The sequence below is a fragment of the Thioalkalivibrio sp. XN8 genome (assembly GCF_011058255.1).
GTDB lineage: Bacteria > Pseudomonadota > Gammaproteobacteria > Steroidobacterales > XN24 > XN24.
On sequence record NZ_JAALFH010000033.1, the window covers coordinates 95,641 to 118,980 of the forward strand.

18 protein-coding genes are annotated in these 23,340 nt (G+C 68.2%); 15 read left to right on the forward strand and 3 right to left on the reverse strand.

Annotated elements, in window-relative coordinates:
* The first annotated feature begins 23 nt into the window (after window positions 1-23).
* The 5 genes from G6N75_RS03845 (at window position 24) to G6N75_RS03865 (ending at window position 9,849) form a co-directional block, all read left to right on the forward strand.
* Entirely contained in the window at window positions 24-494 is a 471-nt protein-coding gene (locus tag G6N75_RS03845; protein WP_165346765.1) for a YbaK/EbsC family protein, read from the forward strand.
* 46 nt (window positions 495-540) lie between these two features.
* Window positions 541-2,376 carry an SLC13 family permease gene (locus G6N75_RS03850; protein WP_165346767.1) on the forward strand — a complete coding sequence of 612 codons (1,836 nt, stop codon included), beginning with the start codon at window positions 541-543 and terminating at the stop codon, window positions 2,374-2,376.
* A gap of 103 nt (window positions 2,377-2,479) precedes the next feature.
* Entirely contained in the window at window positions 2,480-6,433 is a 3,954-nt protein-coding gene (locus G6N75_RS03855; RefSeq protein ID WP_165346769.1) for a hybrid sensor histidine kinase/response regulator, read from the forward strand.
* Between the two features lie 81 nt (window positions 6,434-6,514).
* A complete protein-coding gene (locus G6N75_RS03860) occupies window positions 6,515-7,819 on the forward strand; it encodes a D-alanine--D-alanine ligase (protein ID WP_165346771.1) in 1,305 nt (434 codons plus the stop codon).
* A complete protein-coding gene (locus tag G6N75_RS03865) occupies window positions 7,816-9,849 on the forward strand; it encodes a CocE/NonD family hydrolase (RefSeq protein WP_165346773.1) in 2,034 nt (677 codons plus the stop codon). Before G6N75_RS03860 ends, G6N75_RS03865 begins: the two co-directional genes overlap by 4 nt.
* A 24-nt stretch (window positions 9,850-9,873) precedes the next feature.
* On the opposite strand, the gene G6N75_RS03870 is transcribed toward G6N75_RS03865, so the two are convergent.
* Entirely contained in the window at window positions 9,874-10,533 is a 660-nt protein-coding gene (locus G6N75_RS03870) for a response regulator transcription factor (protein WP_165346775.1), read from the reverse strand.
* Between the two features lie 29 nt (window positions 10,534-10,562).
* A complete protein-coding gene (gene acs, locus G6N75_RS03875; protein WP_165346777.1) occupies window positions 10,563-12,512 on the reverse strand; it encodes an acetate--CoA ligase in 1,950 nt (649 codons plus the stop codon).
* 381 nt (window positions 12,513-12,893) lie between these two features.
* On the opposite strand from acs, the gene G6N75_RS03880 reads away from it, so the two are divergent.
* The 6 genes from G6N75_RS03880 (at window position 12,894) to phaC (ending at window position 18,956) form a co-directional block, all read left to right on the forward strand.
* The gene (locus G6N75_RS03880; RefSeq protein WP_165346779.1) at window positions 12,894-13,985 is read left to right on the forward strand and encodes a porin; all 1,092 of its coding nucleotides are present in this window, start codon (window positions 12,894-12,896) and stop codon (window positions 13,983-13,985) included.
* A gap of 143 nt (window positions 13,986-14,128) precedes the next feature.
* Complete coding sequence (gene phbB, locus G6N75_RS03885; protein ID WP_165346781.1) at window positions 14,129-14,872, forward strand: acetoacetyl-CoA reductase; 744 nt, start codon at window positions 14,129-14,131, stop codon at window positions 14,870-14,872.
* Window positions 14,873-14,879: 7 nt separating this feature from the next.
* Window positions 14,880-15,368: a polyhydroxyalkanoate synthesis repressor PhaR gene (gene phaR / locus G6N75_RS03890; protein WP_165346783.1), complete on the forward strand. Its 489-nt coding sequence runs from the start codon at window positions 14,880-14,882 to the stop codon at window positions 15,366-15,368.
* Between the two features lie 140 nt (window positions 15,369-15,508).
* Entirely contained in the window at window positions 15,509-15,886 is a 378-nt protein-coding gene (locus G6N75_RS03895; protein WP_165346785.1) for a phasin family protein, read from the forward strand.
* 134 nt (window positions 15,887-16,020) lie between these two features.
* On the forward strand, window positions 16,021-17,214 hold the full coding sequence (locus G6N75_RS03900; protein WP_165346787.1) for an acetyl-CoA C-acyltransferase family protein: 1,194 nt from the start codon (window positions 16,021-16,023) through the stop codon (window positions 17,212-17,214).
* An 11-nt stretch (window positions 17,215-17,225) separates the two neighbouring features.
* Entirely contained in the window at window positions 17,226-18,956 is a 1,731-nt protein-coding gene (phaC, locus tag G6N75_RS03905) for a class I poly(R)-hydroxyalkanoic acid synthase (protein ID WP_165346789.1), read from the forward strand.
* Window positions 18,957-18,980: 24 nt separating this feature from the next.
* On the opposite strand, the gene phbB (G6N75_RS03910) is transcribed toward phaC, so the two are convergent.
* A complete protein-coding gene (phbB, locus tag G6N75_RS03910) occupies window positions 18,981-19,706 on the reverse strand; it encodes an acetoacetyl-CoA reductase (protein ID WP_165346791.1) in 726 nt (241 codons plus the stop codon).
* A gap of 143 nt (window positions 19,707-19,849) precedes the next feature.
* On the opposite strand from phbB (G6N75_RS03910), the gene G6N75_RS03915 reads away from it, so the two are divergent.
* The 4 genes from G6N75_RS03915 to G6N75_RS03930 all read left to right on the forward strand — a co-directional run bounded on the left by G6N75_RS03915 (window position 19,850) and on the right by G6N75_RS03930 (window position 23,162).
* Window positions 19,850-20,893: an agmatine deiminase family protein gene (locus G6N75_RS03915; RefSeq protein WP_165346793.1), complete on the forward strand. Its 1,044-nt coding sequence runs from the start codon at window positions 19,850-19,852 to the stop codon at window positions 20,891-20,893.
* Window positions 20,894-20,970: 77 nt separating this feature from the next.
* Entirely contained in the window at window positions 20,971-21,384 is a 414-nt protein-coding gene (locus G6N75_RS03920) for a thioredoxin family protein (RefSeq protein WP_165346795.1), read from the forward strand.
* 6 nt (window positions 21,385-21,390) lie between these two features.
* Window positions 21,391-22,101 (forward strand): cytochrome c biogenesis protein CcdA, encoded by a 711-nt coding sequence (locus G6N75_RS03925; protein WP_165346797.1) that lies wholly within the window; start codon window positions 21,391-21,393, stop codon window positions 22,099-22,101.
* Window positions 22,102-22,181: 80 nt separating this feature from the next.
* On the forward strand, window positions 22,182-23,162 hold the full coding sequence (locus G6N75_RS03930; protein WP_165346799.1) for a deoxyhypusine synthase family protein: 981 nt from the start codon (window positions 22,182-22,184) through the stop codon (window positions 23,160-23,162).
* Window positions 23,163-23,340 lie beyond the last annotated feature (178 nt).

Here is a 23,340-nt window from a genome sequence, read left to right on the forward strand (position 1 = left end):
CATCGATCCGACGGAGCATCGATATGAGCCTTGCCAAGACGGTCAACTACGCCCTCGCCCTGACCAAGGTGGATTTCCAGATCCTCCGTCACCACCACTCCAGCACCAGCCTCGCCGCCGCGCGCACGGCGCACATCGACCCGAGCTCACTGGCGAAAGCGGTGGTGCTGAAGGACGGCATCGGCCCGCTGCTGGCCGTGGTGCCCGCCAGCGAGCAGCTCGACCTGGAGCGCCTGCGCCAGCAGCTGCGCCGGCCGGGCCTGGATTTCATTCCCGAGGAGCAGCTGGACCAGCTCTTCTATGACTGCGACAAGGGCGCGATCCCGCCGCTCGGCCCCGATTACCGCGTCCCGACCGTGGTGGACAAGCGCCTGCGCGCCGTGGACGAGGTGTATTTCGAGGCCGGCGACCACGAGGACCTGGTGCACGTGAACCAGACCAGCTTCCGCACGCTGATGCGGGGCGCCGAGTACCTCGACATCGTCGCTCACTGAGGACTGCGGCCTTCATCCTTCGCCGCCGCCGGCCGAGCCGAGCCTGATGCCCGCCCCGCCGGACCTGCATGGCATCGCCGTCATGGTGCTGGCCGTGGTCGCGCTGTTCCTGTTCAGCCGCGACCGGATCCCGATGGAGAACTCGGCCCTGGTGGTGCTGGCGCTCCTGGTGGTCGGATTCGAGGTCTTTCCCTACGTCTCGTCCACGGGCGCCACCATCGGCGCGGCGGATTTCCTGGCGGGCTTCGGCAACAGCGCGCTGATCACCATCATGGCGCTTTTGATGTGCACCCGGGGCCTGGAGGTGACGGGGGCGCTGCAGCCGGTGGCCGATCGCCTGGCGCAGCTCTGGCTGAAGCGCCCGAGCCTCGCCCTGCTCGCCGCGCTGCTGCTGGCCGCGACCCTGAGCATGTTCCTGAACAATACGCCGGTGGTGGCGATGCTGTTGCCGATTCTCATCAGCGTGGGACTGCGCACCGGCACGCCGGCCTCATCCATGCTGATGCCGGTCGGCTACGCCACCATCGTGGGCGGCGTCTGCACCACCATCGGCACCTCGACCAACCTGCTGGTGGTGCAGGTATCGGCGGAAATGGGCCTGGCGCCGATGGGCATGTTCCATTTCACGCCGATCGCGGTCGTGGCGGCGGGGCTGGCCATTCTCTACCTGTGGCTGGTCGCGCCACGCCTGGTGCCGGAGCGGACGGCTCCCATGCCGGACACGTCGCCGCGCGTGTTCGAGGCGGTGCTGCACGTCGGCGAGGACAGCGCCAGCATCGGCCAGACCATCGCCGGACTCATCGGCCGCACCGAGGGCGCGATGAAGCTCACGGCGATCGAGCGCGGCCCCGGGCTGTTCGTCGCCCGCCTGCCCTCGGTGACCATCCGCGCCGGGGACCGCCTCCACGTGCGCGACACGCCCGACCGGCTGAAGCGCTTCGAGAAGCAGCTCGACGCCGCGCTCTACGACGCCCTCGAGCCGAGCCAGGTGCTGGCGGCCGGCGAGGCGCCGAAGGCGGGCGACCAGCGGCTGGCGGAGATCGTGGTCACGCGCGGCTCGCCGCTCCACCGGCGGACCCTCAAGACGGTGCCGTTCTTCGCCCACCACGGCCTCCTGCCGGTGGCGGTGCACCGGCCGCGCTCGCCCGGCGCCGAGGTGACGGACATCGGCGAGGTGTTCCTGCGCGCCGGCGACATCGTGCTGGTGCAAGGCGCCGCCGCGGCCCTCGAGGGCATCAAGCGGCTCGGCAATGTGCTGGTGGTCGACGGCTCGATGGACCTGCCGCACACCAGCAAGGCGCCGCTGGCGGGCGCCATCATGGTGGGCGTGGTCGCCCTGGCGGCGACGGGCGTACTGTCGATCACCGTGGCGGCGCTGCTCGGCGTGCTGGCGATGGTGACCACGAACTGCCTGAACTGGCGCGCCGCGCTGGGGGCGCTGGACCGCCGGCTGATCATCGTGATCGTGGCCAGCCTCGCGCTCGGCCGGGCGTTGACCGTCACCGGCGGGATGGACTTCGTCGCCTCGCTATACGTGATGGTCGCCGAGCCCTGGCCGACGTTCGTAGCGCTGGCCGGGCTGCTGATCCTGATAGCGGTCCTGACCGAGGTGGTGACCAACAATGCCGCTGCCGTACTGGGCACCCCGGTGGCGATGTTCGTGGCGCAGCGACTCGGGGTACCGCCGGAGCCCTTCGTGCTGGCGGTGCTGTTTGGCGCCAACATGAGCTACCTGACGCCCATCGGCTACCAGACCAACCTGATGGTGCTCTCGGCCGGCGGCTACCGCTTCACCGACTTCTTCCGCGTCGGCCTGCCGCTGCAGCAGATCATGTGGTGGTCGCTGTCGTTCCTGCTCGCCTGGCGCTACGACCTGTTCTAGAGCAGCTCCATCCACTTCCTCCTCTGCCGCCATAGCGGTAGCATCGAGCGACCGCGCCGGCGCCACACCAGAGCACAATGCCGGCCGGATGGGGAGGAGTTACATGCTCGGTACCTGGGTTCCCCCGGTCGTCGCACTGGCCTATGTCGTGCTGCTGTTCCTGGTCGCCTGGAGCGGCGACCGGCTGCACCGGCGCGGCGTGTACGTGCCGACGCCGGTGGTCTACAGCCTGGCGCTGGGCGTGTATTGCACTTCCTGGACCTTCTTCGGGGCCGTGGGGCGCGCCGCTTCGCAGGGCTGGGACTACCTCTCCATCTATCTCGGGCCGATCATCGTTTTCCTGATGATGACGCGGCTCCCCGCACGCATCGTCAAGGTCAGCAAGCAGCAGAGCATCACTTCCGTGGCGGATTTCATCGCCACGCGCTACGGCAAGGTGCAGGGCATCGCTGCGCTGGCGTCGATCATGGCCCTGGTCACGGTGCTGCCCTACATCGCCCTGCAACTCAAGGCCATCGCTGGCAGCTACAGCCTCATCATGGGCGGCGAGGGCATGGGCGTGATGCCGGCAGTGAGTCGCGACACGGGCCTGGTGGCGGCGGCGCTGCTGGCCGTGTTCACCATCCTCTTCGGCACGCGCCAGGTGGATTCGACGGAGAGCCACCGCGGCATGGTGCTGGCGGTGGCCTTCGAGTCGGCGGTCAAGCTGGTGGCATTCACCGCCGTCGGCTTGTGGGTGATGTACGGGCTGTTCGACAGCCCGGGCGCGTTGATCACGGCTTCGCAGGCGAACGCGGTAGTCACCAGCCTGTACTCGACCGCGACGATCGACCACTCCTTCCTGGTACTCACCGTCATCTCCATGCTGGCGATCCTGTGCCTGCCGCGGCAGTTTCACGTCGCGGTGGTGGAGAACAGCAGCCCGCGCGACCTGCGCCTGGCGCGTTGGCTGTTTCCTGCTTATCTCGCGGTGTTCACGGTCTTCGTGGTGCCGATCGCCGCTGCCGGCCTGGTCACGCAGGGTGGCGGCAACGCGGACGGTTTTCTCATCAGCCTGCCGCTGGCACAAGGCCAGGACGGCCTTGCGCTGCTCGCGTTCCTGGGCGGATTCTCGGCCGCCACCGGCATGGTCATCGTAGGCACCATCGCCTGCAGCACCATGCTGTGCAACGAGGTCGTGATGCCGGCCCTGGTGAAGCTGCGCGGCGAAGAGGTGTCCAGCCGGACAGATCTCGCGAGCCTGTTGATCCTTATCCGGCGCGTGTTGATCGTCGCCATCCTGGCGCTGGGCTGGCTGGCCTACCGCGTCATCGGCACGTACGGGACGCTGGCCTCCATTGGCTTGTTGTCCTTTGCCCTGGCGGCGCAGTTCGGTCCGGCCATGATCGGTGGGCTGTATTGGCGGCGCGCCACGCGTGCCGGCGCCATGACGGGCATGGTGGTCGGCTTCGCATTGTGGACCTGGACGCTGCTTGTGCCGGCCTTCGCCCAGACCGGCTGGCTCCCGATGTCGCTGGTCGAGGCCGGCCCGTGGGGTGTCGGCTGGTTACGTCCCTATGCCATGTTCGGCATGGACGGCTTCGACCCGGTGACCCACGGCGTGCTGTGGAGCCTGGGCGCCAACCTGGCCTGCTTCATCGCTGTGTCCTGGCTCAGCGCGCCGCGCATGCTGGAACGGCGCCAGGCCGCCGCTTTTGTCGGTGACGAGGGCGAGCGGCTCGAGGGCGGGATGCTGCCGTCCTTCACGCAGCGCATGCGCGGTGCCGCGAACGTCGGCGACCTGCGCATCCTGGCGGAGCGTTTCATCGGGCGGGAAAAGGCGGCGGCGGCTTTCGCGGGGCACTTCAAGGCGCGCGGCCTCTATTACGCCGATGGCGCGCGCGCCGACGTGCAACTGCTGGAGCTCACCGAGCGGCTGCTGTCGGGTGCCATGGGGGCCTCGGCCGCGCGCATGGTGCTGGTGTCGGCGCTGCGGGGCGTCGAGCTCCAGATCGAGGACGTGGCCAGCATCGTCGGCGAAGCCTCACAGGTGTCGCGCTTCAACCGCGACCTGCTCGAGAGCACGCTGGAAAACGTGGCCGAGGGCATCAGCGTGCTCGACGCCGACAACCGGCTCGTGGTCTGGAACCGGCGCTACGCGGAGCTCTTCCGCTATCCGGACCGGCTGCTGCGCATCGGCACGCCGGTGGAGGACCTGATCCGCTACAACGCCGAGCTTGGCCGTTGCGGGCCGGGTGACGCAGAGGAGCACGTCGCCAAGCGTCTCGCGCACCTGCAGCAGGGCAAGCCGCACATTTACCAGCGCGTGCGCGACGACGGCCTGGTGCTCGAGATGCGCGTCAACCCGCTGCCCGGCGGCGGTTACGTGGCCAGCTTCAGCGACATCACCGAGCACAAGCGCACCGAGCGCGCGCTGCGCGAGAGCGAACGCAACATCCGCGTCTACACCGACAACGTCCCGGTGCTGATCGCCTACGTCGACCGCAACCTGGTCTATCGTTTCGTCAACAAGGCCTACGAGCAGGCCGTCGGGCTGCACCGCGACGCCATCTGCGGGCGGCGGGTGAACGAGGTGCTGGGCCGCGAGAGCTTCCTGCAGCGCGAGGCGCACATGGAAGGCGCGCTGGCAGGCATCCGCCAGAATTTCGAAGTGGCGATCCGGGACGAGCAGGGCCGCACGCGCTATGCAGAGGCCACCTATATCCCGGAGTTCGACACTGTGGGCGCGATACAGGGCTTCTACGCGATGTTCCACGACATCACGGAGCGTCGCCGCGCCCAACAGGACCTGCGCGAGGCCTACGGGACGCTCGAGCAGCGCGTGGAAGAGCGTACCCGCGAGCTTTCCGACCTGAACCAGCGGTTGCGTAACGAGATCGAGCTGCGCAATCGCATCGAGCGCGCCTTGCGCGAGGCCAAGGGCGATGCCGAGACGGCGAACCTGTCGAAGACGCGCTTCCTGGCGGCGGCCAGCCACGACCTTCTGCAGCCGCTGAACGCCGCCCGGCTGTTCACCTCGGCGCTGGCCCAGGGGGAGCATGACGGCAAGACGATGAGCGCGGTTGAGCGCATCGACAGCTCGTTGCGGGCGGCCGAGGAACTGCTCGGGGCGCTGCTCGATATCTCCAAGCTGGACGCCGGCGCGCTGGAGCCGCAGCTGTCGCATTTCCGGGTCGATGATGTCCTGGCCACGCTCAGCGTCGAGTTCGGCATCATCGCCCGCGAGCGCAACATCGCTTTCCGCACCGCTCCGAGCAGCGTCATAGTGCACACCGATCGTCAGTTCCTGCGCCGCATCCTGCAGAACTTCCTTTCCAACGCGCTGCGCTACACCCGCCAGGGCAAGGTGCTGCTGGGTTGCCGCTGGCGCGGAGACATGCTGTCCATACAGGTGCTGGATACCGGCCCGGGCATCGCCGCCGAGCATCTCGAGAGCGATATCTTCGAGGAGTTCCGCCGTTTCCAGCCGCGCGACGAGCTCGGCGCCAAGGGCATGGGGCTGGGCCTGGCCATTGTGCAGCGCATGGCCCGCGCCCTGGGGCACCAGGTGCGCGTGCGCTCCGAGCTGGGCCGCGGCTCGGTGTTCTCGGTCGACGTGCCGATCTCGACGGCGCCGGTACTGCCGGCGCGCAAGCCGGCGGAGCCCCTGCCGGCGGCCCGGCTCGACGAAGCGGTGGTGCTCTGCATCGACAACGAGCAGAGCATCCTCGAGGGCATGACCCACCTGCTCGAGGGTTGGTCTTGCAGTGTGCTGACGGCGACCAACACTGGCGCCGCGCTGGCGGCGCTCGAGCAGGACGGCCGTGTGCCGGACCTGTTGCTGGTGGACTTTCACCTCGACGGCGACGACACCGGCCTGCGCAGCATTGCCGAGGTCCGGGCGCGCTGGGGAAACATTCCCAGCGTCGTAATCACGGCCGACTACGGCGAAGACATGCGCGAACGGGTGCGGGCGGCCGGCTTCGCCATCATGCGCAAGCCGGTTAAACCGGCGGCCCTGCGCGCCATGATGAGCCAGCTGCTGCTGGCGCGGCGTCGCCTGGCGGCGGCCGGCTGACACAGGCGGATTTCCACCCGACTGCTAAGCTCAGGATGAACACGAGCTACAGGCCCCGGCCGATGCCCGGGCACCGTATCGATGGCCGTCGCAAGAAAGAATATTTTCGTCGTTGGCCTCGAGCCCTTCAATCTCAGGCTGCTGCAGGCGGTCCGACACGCGGAGCAATATGCCTTTCACCGCCTGCTGAGCTACGAGGAAGTAGCCGCCGCGGAGAGATTCGACCTCGAGAGCCTGCTGGACGAGGCAAGGCGGATTCTCAGGGAATTCGAGGGCCGGATCGACGCTATCGTCGGGTACTGGGATTTCCCCACCGTGCTGATGATGCCGATCCTGCGGCGGGAGCTCGGCCTGCGTGGACCTACGCTGGAGAGCGTGCTCCGCTGCGAGCACAAGTACTGGGCACGGCAGCTGCAGGCGGAGGTCGTGCCGGACGAGGTCCCCGAGTTCCGCCTGGTCGATCCTTTCGATCCGCGGGCGGCCGACCGGATCGATCTCGCCTTTCCTTTCTGGCTCAAGCCGGTCAAGGCGCATTCCTCGATTCTCGGCTTCCGGGTGGTGAGCCGTGCGGACCTCGAGCAAGCGCTCGAGGCAACGCGCCGCGGGATCCGGCGTTTCGCCGAGCCAATGGACGTCATCATGCGCTACGCCGACTTGCCGGACGACATCCGCCTTGTGAGCGGCGCCCACTGCATCGCCGAAGCGATCATTTCCGGCGGGCAGCAATGCACGCTGGAAGGTTTCGCGCTGGGCGGCGACGTCGAGGTCTACGGCATCGTCGATTCGATCCGCGGGCGCAATCGCTCGAGCCTCGAGCGTTACGAGTATCCCTCGTCGCTGCCCGCCGCGGTCAAGCAGCGAATGATCTCGTCGGCGCGCCGGGTGATCGGCCGGGCGCAGCTGGACGACACGCCGTTCAACATGGAGTTCTTCTTCGACGCCGGGCGGGGCACGATCGCGTTGCTGGAGGTGAACGCGCGCATCTCCAAGTCCCACAGCCCCCTGTTCGACAAGGTCGAGGGCGTGCCCCACAAGGAAGTGATGCTGGACGTCGCGCTCGGCAGGAAGCCGGATTATCCGGCGCGGCAGGGCCGCTTCCGCTATGCCGCCAAGTTCATGCCGCGGGTATACGGGCAACACGACGACTGGCGAGTTCGGGGCGTGCCCGGCCGGGCACAGCTGCGCGAGATCGAGGCGGCCTTCCCGGGCAGCGAGGTGCAGTTGCATGTCAGGGAGGGCATGCGCCTTGGGGACTGTCCCCAGGGCGATGCCTACAGTTACGAGCTCGCCGCAGTCTTCATGGGCGCGCAGTCGCGCCGGGCCCTGCGCCGGGACTTCGACCGCCTCTGGCAGGCGGTCGGGCTCGGGTTCGAGAGGGCGGCATGACGGGGGGGTTGCAGGAGATCGGGTCCCTGCCGCGCGCTGTGCGCAGCGAGGAGAATGTCTGGATCCCCATGCGCGACGGCGCGCGGCTCGCCGGGCGGTTGTGGCTGCCCGAGGATGCCGGGCGGCACCCCGTGCCGGCCGTGCTGGAATACATTCCGTACCGCAAGCGCGACTTCACCCGCTATCGCGATTCGCTGATGCATCCCTACATGGCCGGGCACGGCTATGCCTGCCTCCGCGTCGACCTGCGGGGCAGCGGCGACTCGGACGGCGTGCTGACGGACGAGTACCTGGAGCAGGAGCTGCTCGACGGCTGCGACGTGGTCGCGTGGCTCGCGGCGCAGCCCTGGTGCACCGGGTCCGTGGGGATGATCGGAATTTCCTGGGGCGGCTTCAACGGCCTGCAGATCGCCGCGCTGCAGCCGCCTGAACTCAAGGCGGTCATCAGCCTCTGCTCCACCGACGATCGCTACGTGGACGACATCCATCACATGGGCGGCTGCCTGCTGGGCGACAACCTTTCCTGGGCTGCCGTGATGTTCGCCTACAATTCGCTGCCGCCCGATCCCGCCGTCGTCGGAGAGCGGTGGCGCGAGATGTGGCTGCAACGGCTGGAGGGCAGCGGCCTGTGGCTCGAGACCTGGCTGCGCCACCAGCGACGCGATGCCTACTGGCGGCACGGCTCCATCGCGGAGGACTATGCCGCGGTCCGCTGCCCGGTCATGGCCGTGAGCGGCTGGGCCGACGGCTATTCCAACGCGGTCTTCCGGCTGCTCGCCCACCTCGAGGTGCCGCGCCGCGGGCTGGTGGGCCCGTGGGGTCACAAGTACCCGCATCTCGGCAAGCCGGGCCCTGCTATCGGCTTCCTGCAGGAGTGCGTCCGGTGGTGGGACCACTGGCTCAAGGGCGAGGAGACGGGCGTCATGGCGGAGCCGATGCTGCGGGTCTGGATGCAGGACAGCGTCCCGCCCAGTGCCCATTACGACGAACGGCCCGGGCGCTGGGTCGCCGAGCCCTCGTGGCCCTCCGACAACGTGGTCCGGCGGCGACGGGCGCTGGCTCCCGGGCGCATCATGCCCGCGGGCGTGCCCGGCGAGGGTGAGGCGCTGCAACTCCAGTCACCACTGACCGTCGGACTGTTCGCCGGCAAGTGGTGTTCCTATGCCGCGGGCCCGGACCTGGCGCACGACCAGCGCCAGGAGGACGGTGGCGCGCTCGTGTTCGACAGCGAGCCCCTCGATTCGGCGGTCGAGATCCTGGGCACGGCCACCGTGGAACTCGATGTTGCGGCCGACCAGCCGCTCGCCATGGTCGCCGTGCGCCTGTCCGACGTCGCGCCCGACGGTAAGGCCACGCGGGTGACCTTCGGCATGCTCAACCTCACCCACCGGGACTCGGCCGAGCATCCCGAGGTCCTGGAGCCCGGCCGGCGCTATTGCGTGCGGGTGCGCATGAACGACATCGCCCAGTCCTTTCCCCCTGGCCATCGCATCCGCCTGTCGGTGTCGAGTTCCTACTGGCCGCTCGCCTGGCCGCCGCCGCGGCCGGTGCAGCTCACCATCCACCCGGCGACCAGCGCCATCGAGCTCCCCGTGCGGGCAGCGCGCCGCGACGACGCTGCGCTGTCGCCCTTCGGGCCGCCCCAGGCGTCACCGGGAACCCCGCGGCGCGTGCTCGAGGCCAGCCACCACAACTGGCTGGTGCATCGTGACCTGGCCGCCGATGCCTCGACGCTGGAGGTGATCAACAACCACGGCGTCGTGCTGCTGGAAGAAACGGGGACGGAGATCGTGAACAGGAACCTGGAGTGGTACAGCTCCCATGGCGACGACTTCCTTTCGCCGCGTGGTGAAACCCGCCTGGTCCGCGGGCTGGCGCGCGGCCCGTGGCGCATCCGCACCGAGACCCGGACCGTGCTGACCTGCAGCGCCAATGCGTTTCACATCGCCGCCGACCTCGACGCCTACGAAGGCGACCAGCGAGTCTTCTGCAAGAGCTGGGACGTCGCCGTCCCGCGGGACTTCAACTGACGCGGGGCAGCGGCGCGGCCCGCCTCACGGCGGCGGTCGCGTGGTCGACTCGATGCGGCGCGCGGCGACGGCCGCCTGGGTGCGGCTGCGCACGCCGAGCTTGCGGAAGATGGCCGTGACGTGCGCCTTGACGGTGGCCTCGGAGACCTCGAGCTCGGCGGCGATCTGCTTGTTGAGCAGCCCGTCCGCCAGCATGTCGAGCACGCGGAACTGCTGCGGTGTCAGGCTGGCGACGCGCCGGGCGAGTTCGTTGTCGGCCGAGAACTGCGACTCGTCGAGCGCCAGCGCGGCCTCGGGGAGCCAGATCTCGCCCTCCAGCACCGTGCCGATGGCTTCCGAGATGGTATCGACGGGCGAGGACTTGGGAATGAAGCCTGCCGCGCCGAGGTCGACGGCGCGCCGCATCACCGCGGCGTCGTTGGTGGCCGACACCAGCACCACGGGCAGCGCCGGGTGCTCGGTCCGCAGCCAGGTCAACACGGAGAAGCCCTGCGCGCCCGGCATCTCGAGGTCGAGCAGTACCAGGTCGGCGTCGTCGCAGGCCGCGACGGTCGCCTGCAGCGAGTCGAAGGAGTCGGCCTCCAGGAAAGCCACGCCGGGCATCGCCGGGGCCAGCGCCTGTTGCAGGGCCTCCCGGAACAGCGGGTGGTCGTCCGCCACGATGATGCGCGCGTTCTCGCCCATGGTCCCTTCCGGCGCCGCGCGAGCCGCGCTCAGCCGATTTTCTTGCGGTTCTCGATCAGTTCGTCCACCACGCCCGGATCCGCCAGCGTCGAAGTGTCGCCGAGGTTGCCGTACTCGTGGGCGGCCACCTTGCGCAGGATGCGGCGCATGATCTTGCCGGAGCGCGTCTTCGGCAGCCCCGGCGCGAACTGGATGACGTCGGGCGAGGCGATGGGTCCGATCTCCTGTCGCACCCACGCCCGCAGCTCCTTGCTCAACTCGTCGCTGGGGTCTTCGCCGACCTGCAGGGTCACGTAGCAGTACACCCCCTGGCCCTTGATGTCGTGCGGGAAGCCGACCACCGCGGCCTCGGCGACCTTCGGGTGCGCCACCAGGGCGCTCTCGATCTCGGCGGTGCCCATGCGGTGGCCGGAGACGTTGAGCACGTCGTCGACGCGGCCGGTAATCCAGTAGTAACCATCCTCGTCGCGGCGCGCGCCGTCGCCGGTGAAATAGCGGCCCTCGAAAGTGGAAAAGTAGGTCTGGATGAAGCGTTCGTGATCGCCGTAGACCGTGCGCATCTGACCCGGCCAGCTGTCGAGCAGCACCAGGTTGCCTTCGGTCGCGCCCTCGAGGGCGTTGCCCTCGTTGTCGACGATCGCCGGCTGCACGCCGAAGAACGGCAGGGTGGCGGAGCCCGGCTTGAGGTCGGTGGCGCCGGGGAGCGGGGTGATGAGGATGCCGCCGGTTTCGGTCTGCCACCAGGTGTCCACGATCGGGCAGCGGCCGTCGCCGACCACGCGGTGGTACCACTCCCAGGCCTCAGGGTTGATCGGCTCGCCCACCGAGCCCAGCAGCCGCAGGCTCGCGCGGCTCGTCTTCTTCACCGGTTCTTCGCCCTCGCGCATCAGGGCGCGGATGGCCGTGGGCGCCGTATAGAAGATGTTCACCTGGTGCTTGTCCACCACGTCCCAGAAGCGGGACGTGTCGGGATAGTTGGGCACGCCCTCGAACATCAGCGTGGTGGCGCCGTTGGCCAGCGGGCCGTAGACGATGTAGCTGTGGCCGGTCACCCAGCCGACATCGGCGGTGCACCAGTAGATGTCGCCCTCGTGGTAATCGAAGACGTACTCGTGCGTCATCGACGCGTAGACCATGTATCCGCCGGTGGTGTGGAGCACGCCCTTGGGCTGCCCGGTCGAGCCGGAGGTGTAGAGGATGAACAGCGTATCCTCGGCGCCCATCTCCTCTGCCGGGCATTCCGGCGGCTGGTCGGCAACCAGCTCCTCGTACCAGACGTCCCGGCCGTCCTGCCAGCCGACCTTGCCGCCGGTGCGCTTGACCACGACGACATTGGCGACCGCGTCCAGCTTGTGCTGCTCCAGCGCCCGGTCGACGTTCGCCTTGAGCGGGACCTTGCGGCCGCCGCGGACGCCTTCGTCAGCCGTGATGATGAGCCTGGAGTCGCAGTCCTCGACCCGGCCGGCCAGCGAGTCGGGCGAGAAGCCGCCGAAGACCACCGAGTGCGGGGCGCCGATGCGGGCGCAGGCGAGCATCGCGATGGCGGCTTCCGGGATCATGGGCATGTAGATGGTGACCATGTCGCCCTTGCCGATGCCGAGCGACTTGAGGCCGTTGGCGAAGCGGCATACCTGCTGGTAGAGCTCGCGGTAGGTGATGCTCTTTGAATCGGCCGGGTCGTCGCCTTCCCAGATGATCGCGGTCTGTTCGCCGCGCTGCTCCAGGTGCCGGTCGAGGCAGTTGGCGGCGGCGTTGAGGGTACCGTCGTAGAACCACTTGATGTGCAGGTGATGGCGGTCGAAAGACACGTCCTTCACTTTCGTGTAGGGGCGGATCCAGTCGATGCGCTTGCCATGCTCGGCCCAGAACTGTTCCGGGTCGGCCACCGAGGCGGCGTACATTTCCTCGTACTTCTGCCGGTCGCAGTGCGCCTGCTGCGCGAGGCCCTCGGGTACCGGGTAGACCTTGGTTTCGGTCATCGAATAATCCTCCCTGCCGGGGCGGAGTCGGCCGGCGACGCCCCCGGACTGCTTGAGCTGTGGTTCGTCAGAGTCTTGGGACGGCCATAAGTAGCGTAAATAAGACCTTGGTCGCAACCGGGATGCTGCAGACCCGCGCGCCGGACGGCGCGGACGCGCCGTCGCGGGGTAGCGGCCGGGCGGGCGATCGTCGCATTTTTGCCACGCAGCATTTTTTGCGGTCTTTCGGTTTTCCCGTACGCGTTATCCTTAAAAGTGGCAGAAACTTAGACTTTCAGCTAATACTAACCCTGCGCCGCGTTGGAGCATCATGCGGCTCGGGGAGTTGCCTCCAGACAACAACTATTCCAGGCGAGACAGTCTGTCATCAGGAGAAAAACCATGCGATTGAAGAAACTTGCAACCAGCGGGCTGCTGGCGGCGGCCGCCATGGCGCTCGTGCCGGTAACGGCCAGCGCCTGGAGCCCGAAGCTCGAGGTCAACGAGAATGCGTGGGTGCAGCTGGGGTACCTGCACCAGTTCTGGTACGAGTCGGTGGACGAGGGCACGGCTGACGGCAGCCGCAGCAGCGACTTTTTCACCCGCCGTAACCGCGTCATGCTGCTCGGCCAGGCAGCCGAGAAGGTGTTCTTCTTCGTCAACTACGACGCGGCTGCGGGCGGCGCGAGCGGCGGGCGCCAGGACCCCGTCCTGACGGATGCCTTCATCGACTACCGCATTTCCCCGGCCTTCAACCTCATGGTCGGCCGCCAGCTGGTGCCGTTTTCCATCGACAACCAGGCTTCGGCCGTCAGCCTGACCGCGATCGATTACCCGACGCGGGCCCTGGCGCCGCTGCCGACCAACCCGAGCGGCGCCTTCTGGCGTGACGACGGCATCCAGGCGCGCGGCCTGCTGGCCAACGACCGCATCGCCTATCGCGCCGGCTACTTCCGCGGCGCCATCGACGGCGCGAACACCGGCGAAGACGGCCGCATGACCGGCATGATCATGTACAACTTCGCTTCGCCCCAGGGCGGCTGGTTCTTCAATACCAACAGCCTGGGCGCGCTGGACGTGCTCAGCGTCGGTATCGGCTACGACCAGATGGGTCGCAGCGACCAGGACGACCACCAGGCGATGAGCATCTTCGGCGTCGCCGAGAAGACCCTGGGCGCCGGTCACCTGTCCGTCACCGCCGCCTGGTTCGACTGGGAAGGCGTCGGCGGCCCCGGTGGCGCGTTCTACAACGGCGGCACCACGGCGCACATCACGGCGGCCTTCCTGCCCACGGGCAGCAAGTGGCAGCCGGTGATCCGCTGGCAGCAGCAGGACCCGGACGACGGCGAGGGCCTCGACACCATCGGCCTGGGCCTGGCGTACTACATCAGCGGTCATCGCGCCAACATCAAGGCCGAATACTCGATCGACGACCAGTTCATCGGCGGCGAAGAGGTGGATGCCTTCCGCATCGGCGCGCAGGTGTTCTTCTAAGCGTCTGATCGCAACCACGCCTGTGGTGAGCAAGGGGCGGCCTGCGGGCCGCCCCTTTCTTTTTTGCATTGCAAAAATCAACGCGCTATGCTGCCGGCGGGCTGCACGAAGGCCCTGACCCACCTGCACAACTGGAGAACTCTATGAGCGGTAGGACGGCGCTGGTGACCGGAGGCACGGGCTGCATCGGCAGGAAGATCTGCGAGGCGCTCGCCGGGGCGGGCTACCGGGTCGCGGCCAATGGCCATCCGGCGGACGCTGCCCAGGCGGAGGCCTGGCAGGCGGAGGCGGCGGCCCGCGGCATCGAAATCCATCTCCAGGCCTTCGACGCGGGCGAATACGACGCCACCCGGGAAGGCATCGCCGCCGTCGAGGCGGCGCTCGGTCCGGTGGACGTGCTGGTGAATGCCGCCGGCATCACCCGCGACGGGCGGCTGGTGAACCTCGACCCGGAGGACTGGAAGGCGGTGGTGCGCACCAACCTGGACAGCGTCTACAACGCCACCAAGGCCGTGATCGGCGGCATGTCGAGCCGGAATTTCGGCCGCGTGGTGAACATCTCCTCGGTCAACGGGCAGCGGGGGCAGTTCGGCCAGGCCAATTACTCGGCGGCCAAGGCCGGTGTCCACGGCTTCACCATGGCCGTGGCCCGCGAGGTGGCCCGCAAGGGCGTCACCGTGAACACCGTCTCGCCGGGCTACATCGAGTCACCGCTGATCATGAACGTGCCCGAGCCGATTCGCGAGGGCATCCGGGAGTCGATCCCCGCAGGGCGCTTCGGCAAGCCCGAGGAGATCGCCCGCGCCGTGCTGTTCCTGGTTTCCGACGATGCTGCCTATATCACCGGCGCCGACCTGTCGGTGAACGGCGGCTACCACATGGACTGAGCCTGCCGTGAACGAACGCGTCATCCGCAAGTACGCCAACCGGCGCCTGTACGACCCTTCCGAGAGTCGCCACCTCACGCTGGACGAGGTGCGCCAGCTGATCGTGGGCGGGGAACGCGTCCGGGTGGAGGACGCCAAGACGGGCGAGGACCTGACCCGCAGTATCCTGCTGCAGATCATCGTCGAGCGGGAGGAGGCCGGCCGGCCGCTGCTGTCGGCCGAGTTGCTGGAGCAGCTGATCCGCTTCTACGGCGGCGCCATGCAGGACTTCCTCGCCACCTATCTCGAGCGGAGCGTGGGGACTTTCGTGGAACAGCAGTCCCGCTTCCAGGACCAGGTGCTGAAGATGGTGCGGGACACGCCGCTGGCCACCATGGGCCAGCTGGCGGAGACCAACCTGGCGGCCTGGCAGGAGTTCCAGCGGGGCCTGTTCGGCGCCGGCAATGCGCGGCCGCAAAAAGATGACCCTTCCGAAGGCCCGGAAAAAAAGAAATAAATAATTGATTTTATTTGGTAAATACCTCCACCCGGGCGGGGCCGGAAATATTTTTTGCATTGCAAAAACTTTCCTGCTAGGCTTGCTCCGACAGTGGCGCCACCCGGCGCCGGGCCACGAACCAAGCCGAGGAACACATCATGGAATACGGATTCGACACGATCTTCGCCAGGGCGCAGGACGCCATGGCTCCCCTGTCCGAGCTCAGCGAGTTCGGTTTCGACGCCTTCGAGAAGGGCCTGCAGTTCCAGGCCGAGCTGCTGGGCGACGGCATCGAGCTGGTGACCGAGGAGCTGAAGCTGCTCTCCAGCGCCACCAGCCCGACCGAGTACTTCCAGGGCCAGGTCGAGGTCGCCCAGACCTACGCCGCCCGCGCCCAGGAGCGGGCCCAGGGCTTCGCCGCGGCGGCCACCGAGGCGCAGGCGACCTTCGCCACGTGGGCCGAGCGCGGCCTGCAGCAGGCCCAGGCGGCCTTCGGCGAGACGATGGCAACGATGCCGGGCCGCAAGGCGGCCTGAGGCCTTACGAATGCTACGGGCGGGACGGCGACGTCCCGCCCGTACTTTTGTCGGCTTGCAGCCCGCCGGCGCGGGTGGCAAGTTGAACGGCCGGCAACAGGCCGCAAGCAACAACAACCAGGGCAGGCAGCACCATGAGCACTCCAGACCGTGAAGTCGTCGTCGTATCCGCCGTGCGTACCGCCATCGGCACCTATGGAGGCGCGCTCGCCGGCACCCCGCCGGCCGACCTGGCCGCTCTCTGTGTTCGTGAATCGGTGGCGCGCGCCGGGCTCGAGCCGGGAACGGTCGAGCATTGCGTGGTCGGCAACGTGATCCACACCGAGCCCCGTGACATGTACATGGCCCGGGTCGCCGCCGTGAACGGCGGGCTGCCGGTTGAGACGCCGGCGCTGACGGTGAACCGGCTGTGCGGCAGCGGCCTGCAGGCGGTGGTCTCCGCGGCCCAGCTGATCCAGCAGGGCGATGCGGCGACGGTGGTCGCGGGCGGCGCCGAGTGCATGAGCCGCGCCCAGTACTGGCTGCCGGGCCTGCGTTTCGGCCAGCGCCTCGGGGACGGCCAGGTGATCGACGCCATGGTCGGCGCCCTGAGCGATCCCTTCGACTCGTGCCACATGGGCATCACGGCCGAGAACGTCGCCGAGCGCTGGGGCATCAGCCGCGAGGACCAGGACGCCCTGGCCCTGGAAAGCCAGGAGCGCGCGGCGCGGGCGATCGACGAAGGCCGGTTCAAGGACCAGATCGTGCCCGTGGAAGTGAAGGTCAAGCGCGAAAAGATAGCCTTCGACACGGACGAGCACGTGCGGCGCGGGACCACGCTGGAAGGCCTGGCGAAGCTGCGGCCGGCCTTCAAGGGTGACGGCAGCGTCACCGCCGGCAACGCCTCCGGGCTGAACGACGGCGCCGCCGCCGTGGTGCTGATGGAGCGCGGCGCCGCCGAGGCGAAAGGGCTCAAGCCGATGGCTCGCCTGGTGGGCTATGGCTTCGCCGGGGTGGAGCCGAAGTACATGGGGATTGGCCCGGTGCCGGCGACGCGCGCACTGCTCGATCGCATCGGCCTCGAGGTGTCCGACATCGACGTGTTCGAGGTCAACGAAGCATTTGCGGCGCAGGCGCTGGCGGTCTGTCGCGACCTCGACCTGCCGGCCGACAAGGTCAACCCGAACGGCAGCGGTATCTCGCTGGGACACCCGATCGGCGCCACCGGCTGCGTGATCACCGTCAAGGCGCTGTACGAGCTGGAGCGCGTCGGCGGGCGCTATGCGCTGGTCACGATGTGCATCGGCGGCGGCCAGGGCATCGCCGCCGTGTTCGAGCGGCTGGGCTGAGGGGCGCCGCCATGTCCGTGCTGAAGAATTTCACGCCTGCCAACCTGCAGACCCAGTACCAGATGACCCGGGTGATGGCGGGCCTTTCCGCGGACGTCACGCGGGCCTATGCGCAATGGATGGCGGCGCTGGCGCTGCACCCGGGCTTTGTCGTGAAGCACTCGGTGTCGCTCACGGGCGACTATCTCGGCATCGGCGGCGACCTGCTGCGCCAGGCAGCAGGCAGCCCGGTGAAGCCCAACGGGCATGGCGGCGACCGCCGCTTCAGCGGTGAGAGCTGGGAACGCCGGCCGGTCTTCAATGCCGCGCGCAAGGCTTGGCAGGCCAACACGCGGACTCTCCTGTCGTTGGCCGACGGAACGCCCGGCCTCGACGCGGATACGGCGCGCAAGCTGCGCTTCTTCACCGGGCAGTTCCTCGACGCCCTGGCGCCGAGCAATTTCGCGCTCAGCAACCCCGAGGTGCTGGCGGCGGCGAAGGCCAGCAAGGGCCGCAACTTCATCGACGGCCTGCGCAACTTCTGGTCCGACCTCGACCTGGAGCATGGGCGGCTGAAGATCAGCATGTCGGACATGGGCGCGTTCAAGGTCGGGCGGGACCTGGCCATCACGCCCGGCAAGGTGATCTACCAGAACGAGCTCATGCAGCTGATCCAGTACACCCCGACCACCGCCAAGGTGGCGCGTCGCCCGCTGCTGATCATCCCGCCGTGGCTGAACAAGTACTACGTGCTGGACATGCAGCCGTCCAATTCGCTGGTGCGCTGGGCGGTCGAGCAGGGACACACCGTGTTCCTGATCTCCTGGGTGAACCCGAACGGCGAGACCCGCGACAAGACCTTTGACGACTACCTGCGCGAGGGACCGCTGGCGGCGCTGGACGTCATCAAGGACGTCACCGGCCAGAAGGAAGTCAATGCCATGGGCTACTGCCTGGGCGGCATCCTGCTGACGGTGCTGCTGGCCTGGCTGGAGAAGAAGGGCCTGAAGCCGATCCGCTCCGCGACCTTCATGACCACGCTGGTGGACTACACCGACGTCGGCGACATCAAGGTGTTCGTCAACGAGGAACTGGTGGACCGGCTCGAGGCCGCCGGGCGCGCCAAGGGTTTCATCCCCGGCGACAACGTCTCCTGGGGCTTCCGCATGCTGCGTGCGCCCGACCTGATCTGGTCGTTCATCATCAACCATTACCTGCTCGGCAAGCCGCGCGTCCCCTTCGACCTGCTGTACTGGAACGAGGACGCCACCAACATGCCGGCGGCCTGCCACACCTGGTTCATGCGCAACATGTACCTGAAGAACCTGCTGCGCGAGCCCGACGCCCTGGAAGTGGCCGGCGAGAGCATCGACGTCAGCCGCATCCAGACGCCTTCCTACGTGCTCGCCACGCGTGACGACCACATCGCGCCGTGGAAATCCTGCTACCAGGCCACGCAGCTGTTCGCGGGACCGAGCCGTTTCGTGCTCGGCAACTCGGGCCACATCGCCGGCGCCATCAACCCGCCGACCAAGGTCAAGTACGGCTATCGCGCGGGCGACGAGACCCCGGCGAATCCCGACGCCTGGTTCGAGGCAACCGAGGAGCAGGCGGGCAGCTGGTGGGTGGACTGGGGCAAGTGGCTCAAGCAGCACGCGGGCGGGCAGGTGAACGCGCGCCAGCCGGGCAGGCACAAGGACTACCCGGTTGTCGAGGATGCGCCCGGAGCCTATGTCCAGCGCAGCATGGACGAGACGCGCTAGGCGCTCAGGCCGCGCCGCCGTCCCTCAGTACATGTGCTGGCCGCCGTTGACCGAGACGGTGGAGCCGGTGATGAAGTCCGCTTGGTCGGCGACCAGGAACAGTACTGCGCGCACGATATCCTCGGTCTCGCCGAGCCGGCCCACCGGGATGCGCTGGATGATCTTTTCCAGCACGTTCTCCGGCACGGCGCGCACCATTTCGGTGTTGACGTAGCCGGGGGCGACGGCGTTCACCGTGACGTTGAACTTCGCGCCTTCCTGCGCCAGCGCCTTGGTGAAGCCGTGGATGCCGGACTTGGCGGCCGCGTAGTTCACCTGGCCGTACTGGCCGGCCTGGCCGTTGACCGAGCCGATGTTCACGATGCGGCCGAACTTGCGCTCGCGCATGCCCTCGATGACGTGGCGGCACATGTTGAAACAGCTGGTCAGGTTGGTGCGGATGACCTCGTCCCAGGCCTCGAAGCTCATCTTGTGCAGCGTGCCGTCGCGGGTGATGCCGGCGTTGTTCACCAGCACCTCGACCGGACCGAGCTCCTGCTCGACGCGCTTGACGCCTTCGCGGCTGGCCTCGAAATCGCCGACGTCGAAGCGCACGGTCATGATGCCGGTGCGCTCCTGGAAGGACTTTGCCCGGTCAGTGCTGCCGACGTAGTTCGCTGCCACCTTGTAGCCGGCCTGCGCCAGCGCTTCGGAGATGGCGCCGCCGATACCGCGCGTGCCGCCGGTAACCACTGCTACCCGTTCCGTCATGACTCTCTCCCCCGTCAGTTCTTTCGGCTCGACGGACAAATATGAACTCTCGAGGCTCAACTTGCCACCCGTCGATAGTCTAAGATGCGCGCCCTGGGGACTGTCCCGGGGACAGTCCCCAACATCACGCCAGGAGCCCGACCATGAACCTGCCCCGTCCCGCGCCGGCCGAGCTGGGGTTCGCCATGCCCGCCGAATGGGCCCCGCACCAGGCGACCTGGATCTCCTGGCCGCACAACCCTGACACGTGGCCGGGCGTGCTGCAGCAGGCCGAGGCCGCCATGGCGCAGGCCGTGACGGCGCTGGCTGCGGGCGAAACGGTGCGCATCAACGTGCTGGACGCCGAGCACGAGGCCCATGTCCGCGGCCTGCTTGGCGCGATCGCCGAGACGCCGGCCGTGGTCTTTCACGCCATCCCGACCAATGATGCCTGGTGCCGTGACCACGGTGCCATCTTCGTCCGCGACGACGCGGGCGAGCTCGCCGCTGTCGACTGCGGTTTCAACGCCTGGGGCGGCAAGTACCCGCCGTGGGACCTGGACGACGCGGTGCCCGCGCAGATGGCCGCCGCACTCGGGCTGCGCCGCTTCGAGGCCGGCATGATCCTCGAGGGCGGCTCCATCGACGTGAACGGCGCGGGGACGCTGCTGACCACGGAGCAGTGCCTGCTTAACCCCAACCGCAACCCCGGGCTGGACCGCGCGGACATCGAGGCGCGGCTCGAGCTGCTCTTCGGCGCGCGGCAGGTGCTGTGGCTGGGTGACGGGATCGTCGGCGACGACACCGACGGACACGTCGACGACATCACGCGCTTCGTGGCCGAGGACACCGTGGTCACCGCGGTCGAACCCGACCCCGCCGATCCCAATCATGCGCCGCTGGCCGAAAACCTCGAGCGCCTGCGCGCCATGCGCCTGCCTGACGGTCGGCCGCTCAGGATCATCGAGCTCCCGATGCCCGAGCCGGTCGAGCTCGAGGGCGACCGGCTGCCCGCCAGCTACGGCAACTTCTACATTGCCAACCAGGTCGTGCTCCTGCCGGTGTTCGACCAGCCGCGCGACGCCGAGGCGGCCCGGATCCTGCAGCCCTGCTTCCCGGACCGCCGTGTCGTGCCGATCCGCGCCAACGAGCTGGTGGTCGGCCTCGGCGCCTTCCACTGCCTGACGCAGCAGGTGCCGATGCAATAATTCGGGCGCGCCCGGAGTCTCCATGGGTATCGGCAGCCGGTGACGGCACGCCGGATTGCAACCACTGGAGAGACCGCATGAACAAGATCATTGTTGCCCTGCTGCTGGGTTTCGCCCTCATTACCCCGGCCAGCGCGCTGGACGGCGAGCGCTTCACCCCGGAGCGCTTCGCAGCCCTGCAGGCCGGAGGCGAAGTCGTCCTGGTCGATATCTGGGCGACCTGGTGCCCGACCTGCAAGCGCCAGCGCCAGATCCTGCAATCGTATCGCGACGCCAATCCCGACCAGTCGTTTCATATCCTCGAGGTGGACTTCGACGACGACAAGGAATGGGTCCGGCATTTCCGCGCGCCGCGCCAGTCCACGCTGCTCCTCTACGTGGGCGAGCGGCAGTACTGGTTCAGCGTTGCCGAGACGCGGCCGGAGGTGATCGCCGCCGAGCTCGACAAGGCCATCGCCGCCCGGGCCAAGGCCCTCGCCGACGGGTCCTAGCCCGCAATGTCCCTCGAGCTCGCGTCGGTGCCGCTGGCGGTAGTCGCCGGTGTGCTCAGCATCATGTCGCCCTGCGTCTGGCCGCTGGTGCCGATCGTGATGTCCTCGGCGGCCACCAGCGGACGCAGCGGCCCCGTGTTTCTCGCGCTCGGCCTGTCCACCGCCTTTGCGGTGTCCGGCACGGTGCTCACGCTGGCCCTGCTGAACCTCGGCTTCAACCCGGACGGCTTCCGCTACGTGGCTGCGGCCCTGCTGCTGCTGATCGCGCTGATGCTCCTGGTCAAGCCGCTGGGCGACTGGGCCACGCTGAAGCTCTCGGCCTTCACCGCCCGCTTCAACCCGGCGCCCGGCCAGGGCGGCGCAGCGCTCGGGCAGTTCGGCATGGGCGCGCTGCTCGGCCTGGTCTGGCTGCCCTGCGTCGGCCCCACCCTGGGCGCGGCGATCGCGCTGGCCTCGGTGGGCCAGCAAATGGGCACCGCCTTCGCCGTCATGTTCGCCTTCGGCCTGGGCACCGCCGGCGCCCTGCTTGGGGCCGGCCTGCTGTCCGGCCAGTTGCTCAACCGACTGCGCCCGGGTCTGCTGGCGGGCGCGGCGCGCGGGAAGCAATGGCTGGGCGTGTTACTGCTGCTGCTCGGCCTGCTCGTGTTCACCGGCTATGACAAGGTGCTGGAGGCCTACGCGCTCGAGGTGCTGCCCGACTGGGCTATCTCGCTCTAGCCGGAGCGAACGCTTGCTGCGGCGTGCCGCCTGCCCTAACCTTGCGCCCCTGTTTTGCACCCCCAGCAAGAGGGCCCGGCATGAGCAATGCGCCTGTCTCCCGTTTCATCCGCCACCACTTCCGTCACTTCAACAGCGCCGCGCTGGTGGATGCGGCCGACGCCTACGCCGCGCACCTCGCCGACGGCGGCGGCATGATGGTGACCCTCGCGGGCGCGATGAGCACGGCCGAGCTTGGCCTGTCGCTCGCGGAAATGATCCGGCAGGACAAGGTGCAGGCCATCACCTGCACCGGCGCCAACCTCGAGGAGGACGTGTTCAACCTCGTGGCGCACGACCACTACGTCCGCATCCCGAACTACCGCGACCTGACCGCCGACGACGAGGAAAAGCTGCTGGCGCAGCATCTCAACCGCGTCACCGATACCTGCATCCCGGAAGAAGAGGCGATCCGCCGCATCGAGCACGTGGTGCTCGAGCACTGGCTGGCCGCCGACGCCGCCGGCACGCGCTACTTCCCGCACGAGTTCATGTACCAGATCCTGCTGAGCGGCAAGCTCGAGCAGCACTACCAGATCGACCCCAAGGACAGCTGGCTGCTGGCCGCCGCCGAGAAGAACCTGCCCATCATCGTGCCGGGCTGGGAAGACTCGACGCTGGGCAACATCTACGCCAGCCACTGCATCACGGGCGAGATCAAGAACGTGCACACCGTGCGCAGCGGCATCGAATACATGACCTACCTCGCGGCCTGGTACCAGGAACAGGTCAAGGCCGGCCGCTCCATCGGCTTCTTCCAGATCGGCGGCGGCATCGCCGGCGACTTCCCCATCTGCGTGGTGCCGATGCTCGAGCAGGACCTGCAGATGACCGACATCCCGCGCTGGGGCTACTTCTGCCAGATCAGCGACTCCACCACCAGCTACGGCTCCTACTCGGGCGCGGTGCCGAACGAGAAGATCACCTGGGGCAAGCTCTCGGCCGACACGCCGAAGTTCATCATCGAGTCGGACGCGAGCATCGTGGCGCCGCTCGTCTTCGCCATGCTGCTGGGCTGGTGACGCGCACGGCCGACTCGCCCGGAGATCTGACCGCGCAGTCGCGCGGGTCCTGGAAAGACCCTGGCCGCGGGGCCGGCCCCTGCAAGACCTGACCGCGGGGCCGGCCCCTGCAAGACCTGACCGCGGGGCCGCGCCATGCATGGCGCCCTTCGCTTGGAAGTCTGATGCCGCTCAGCGC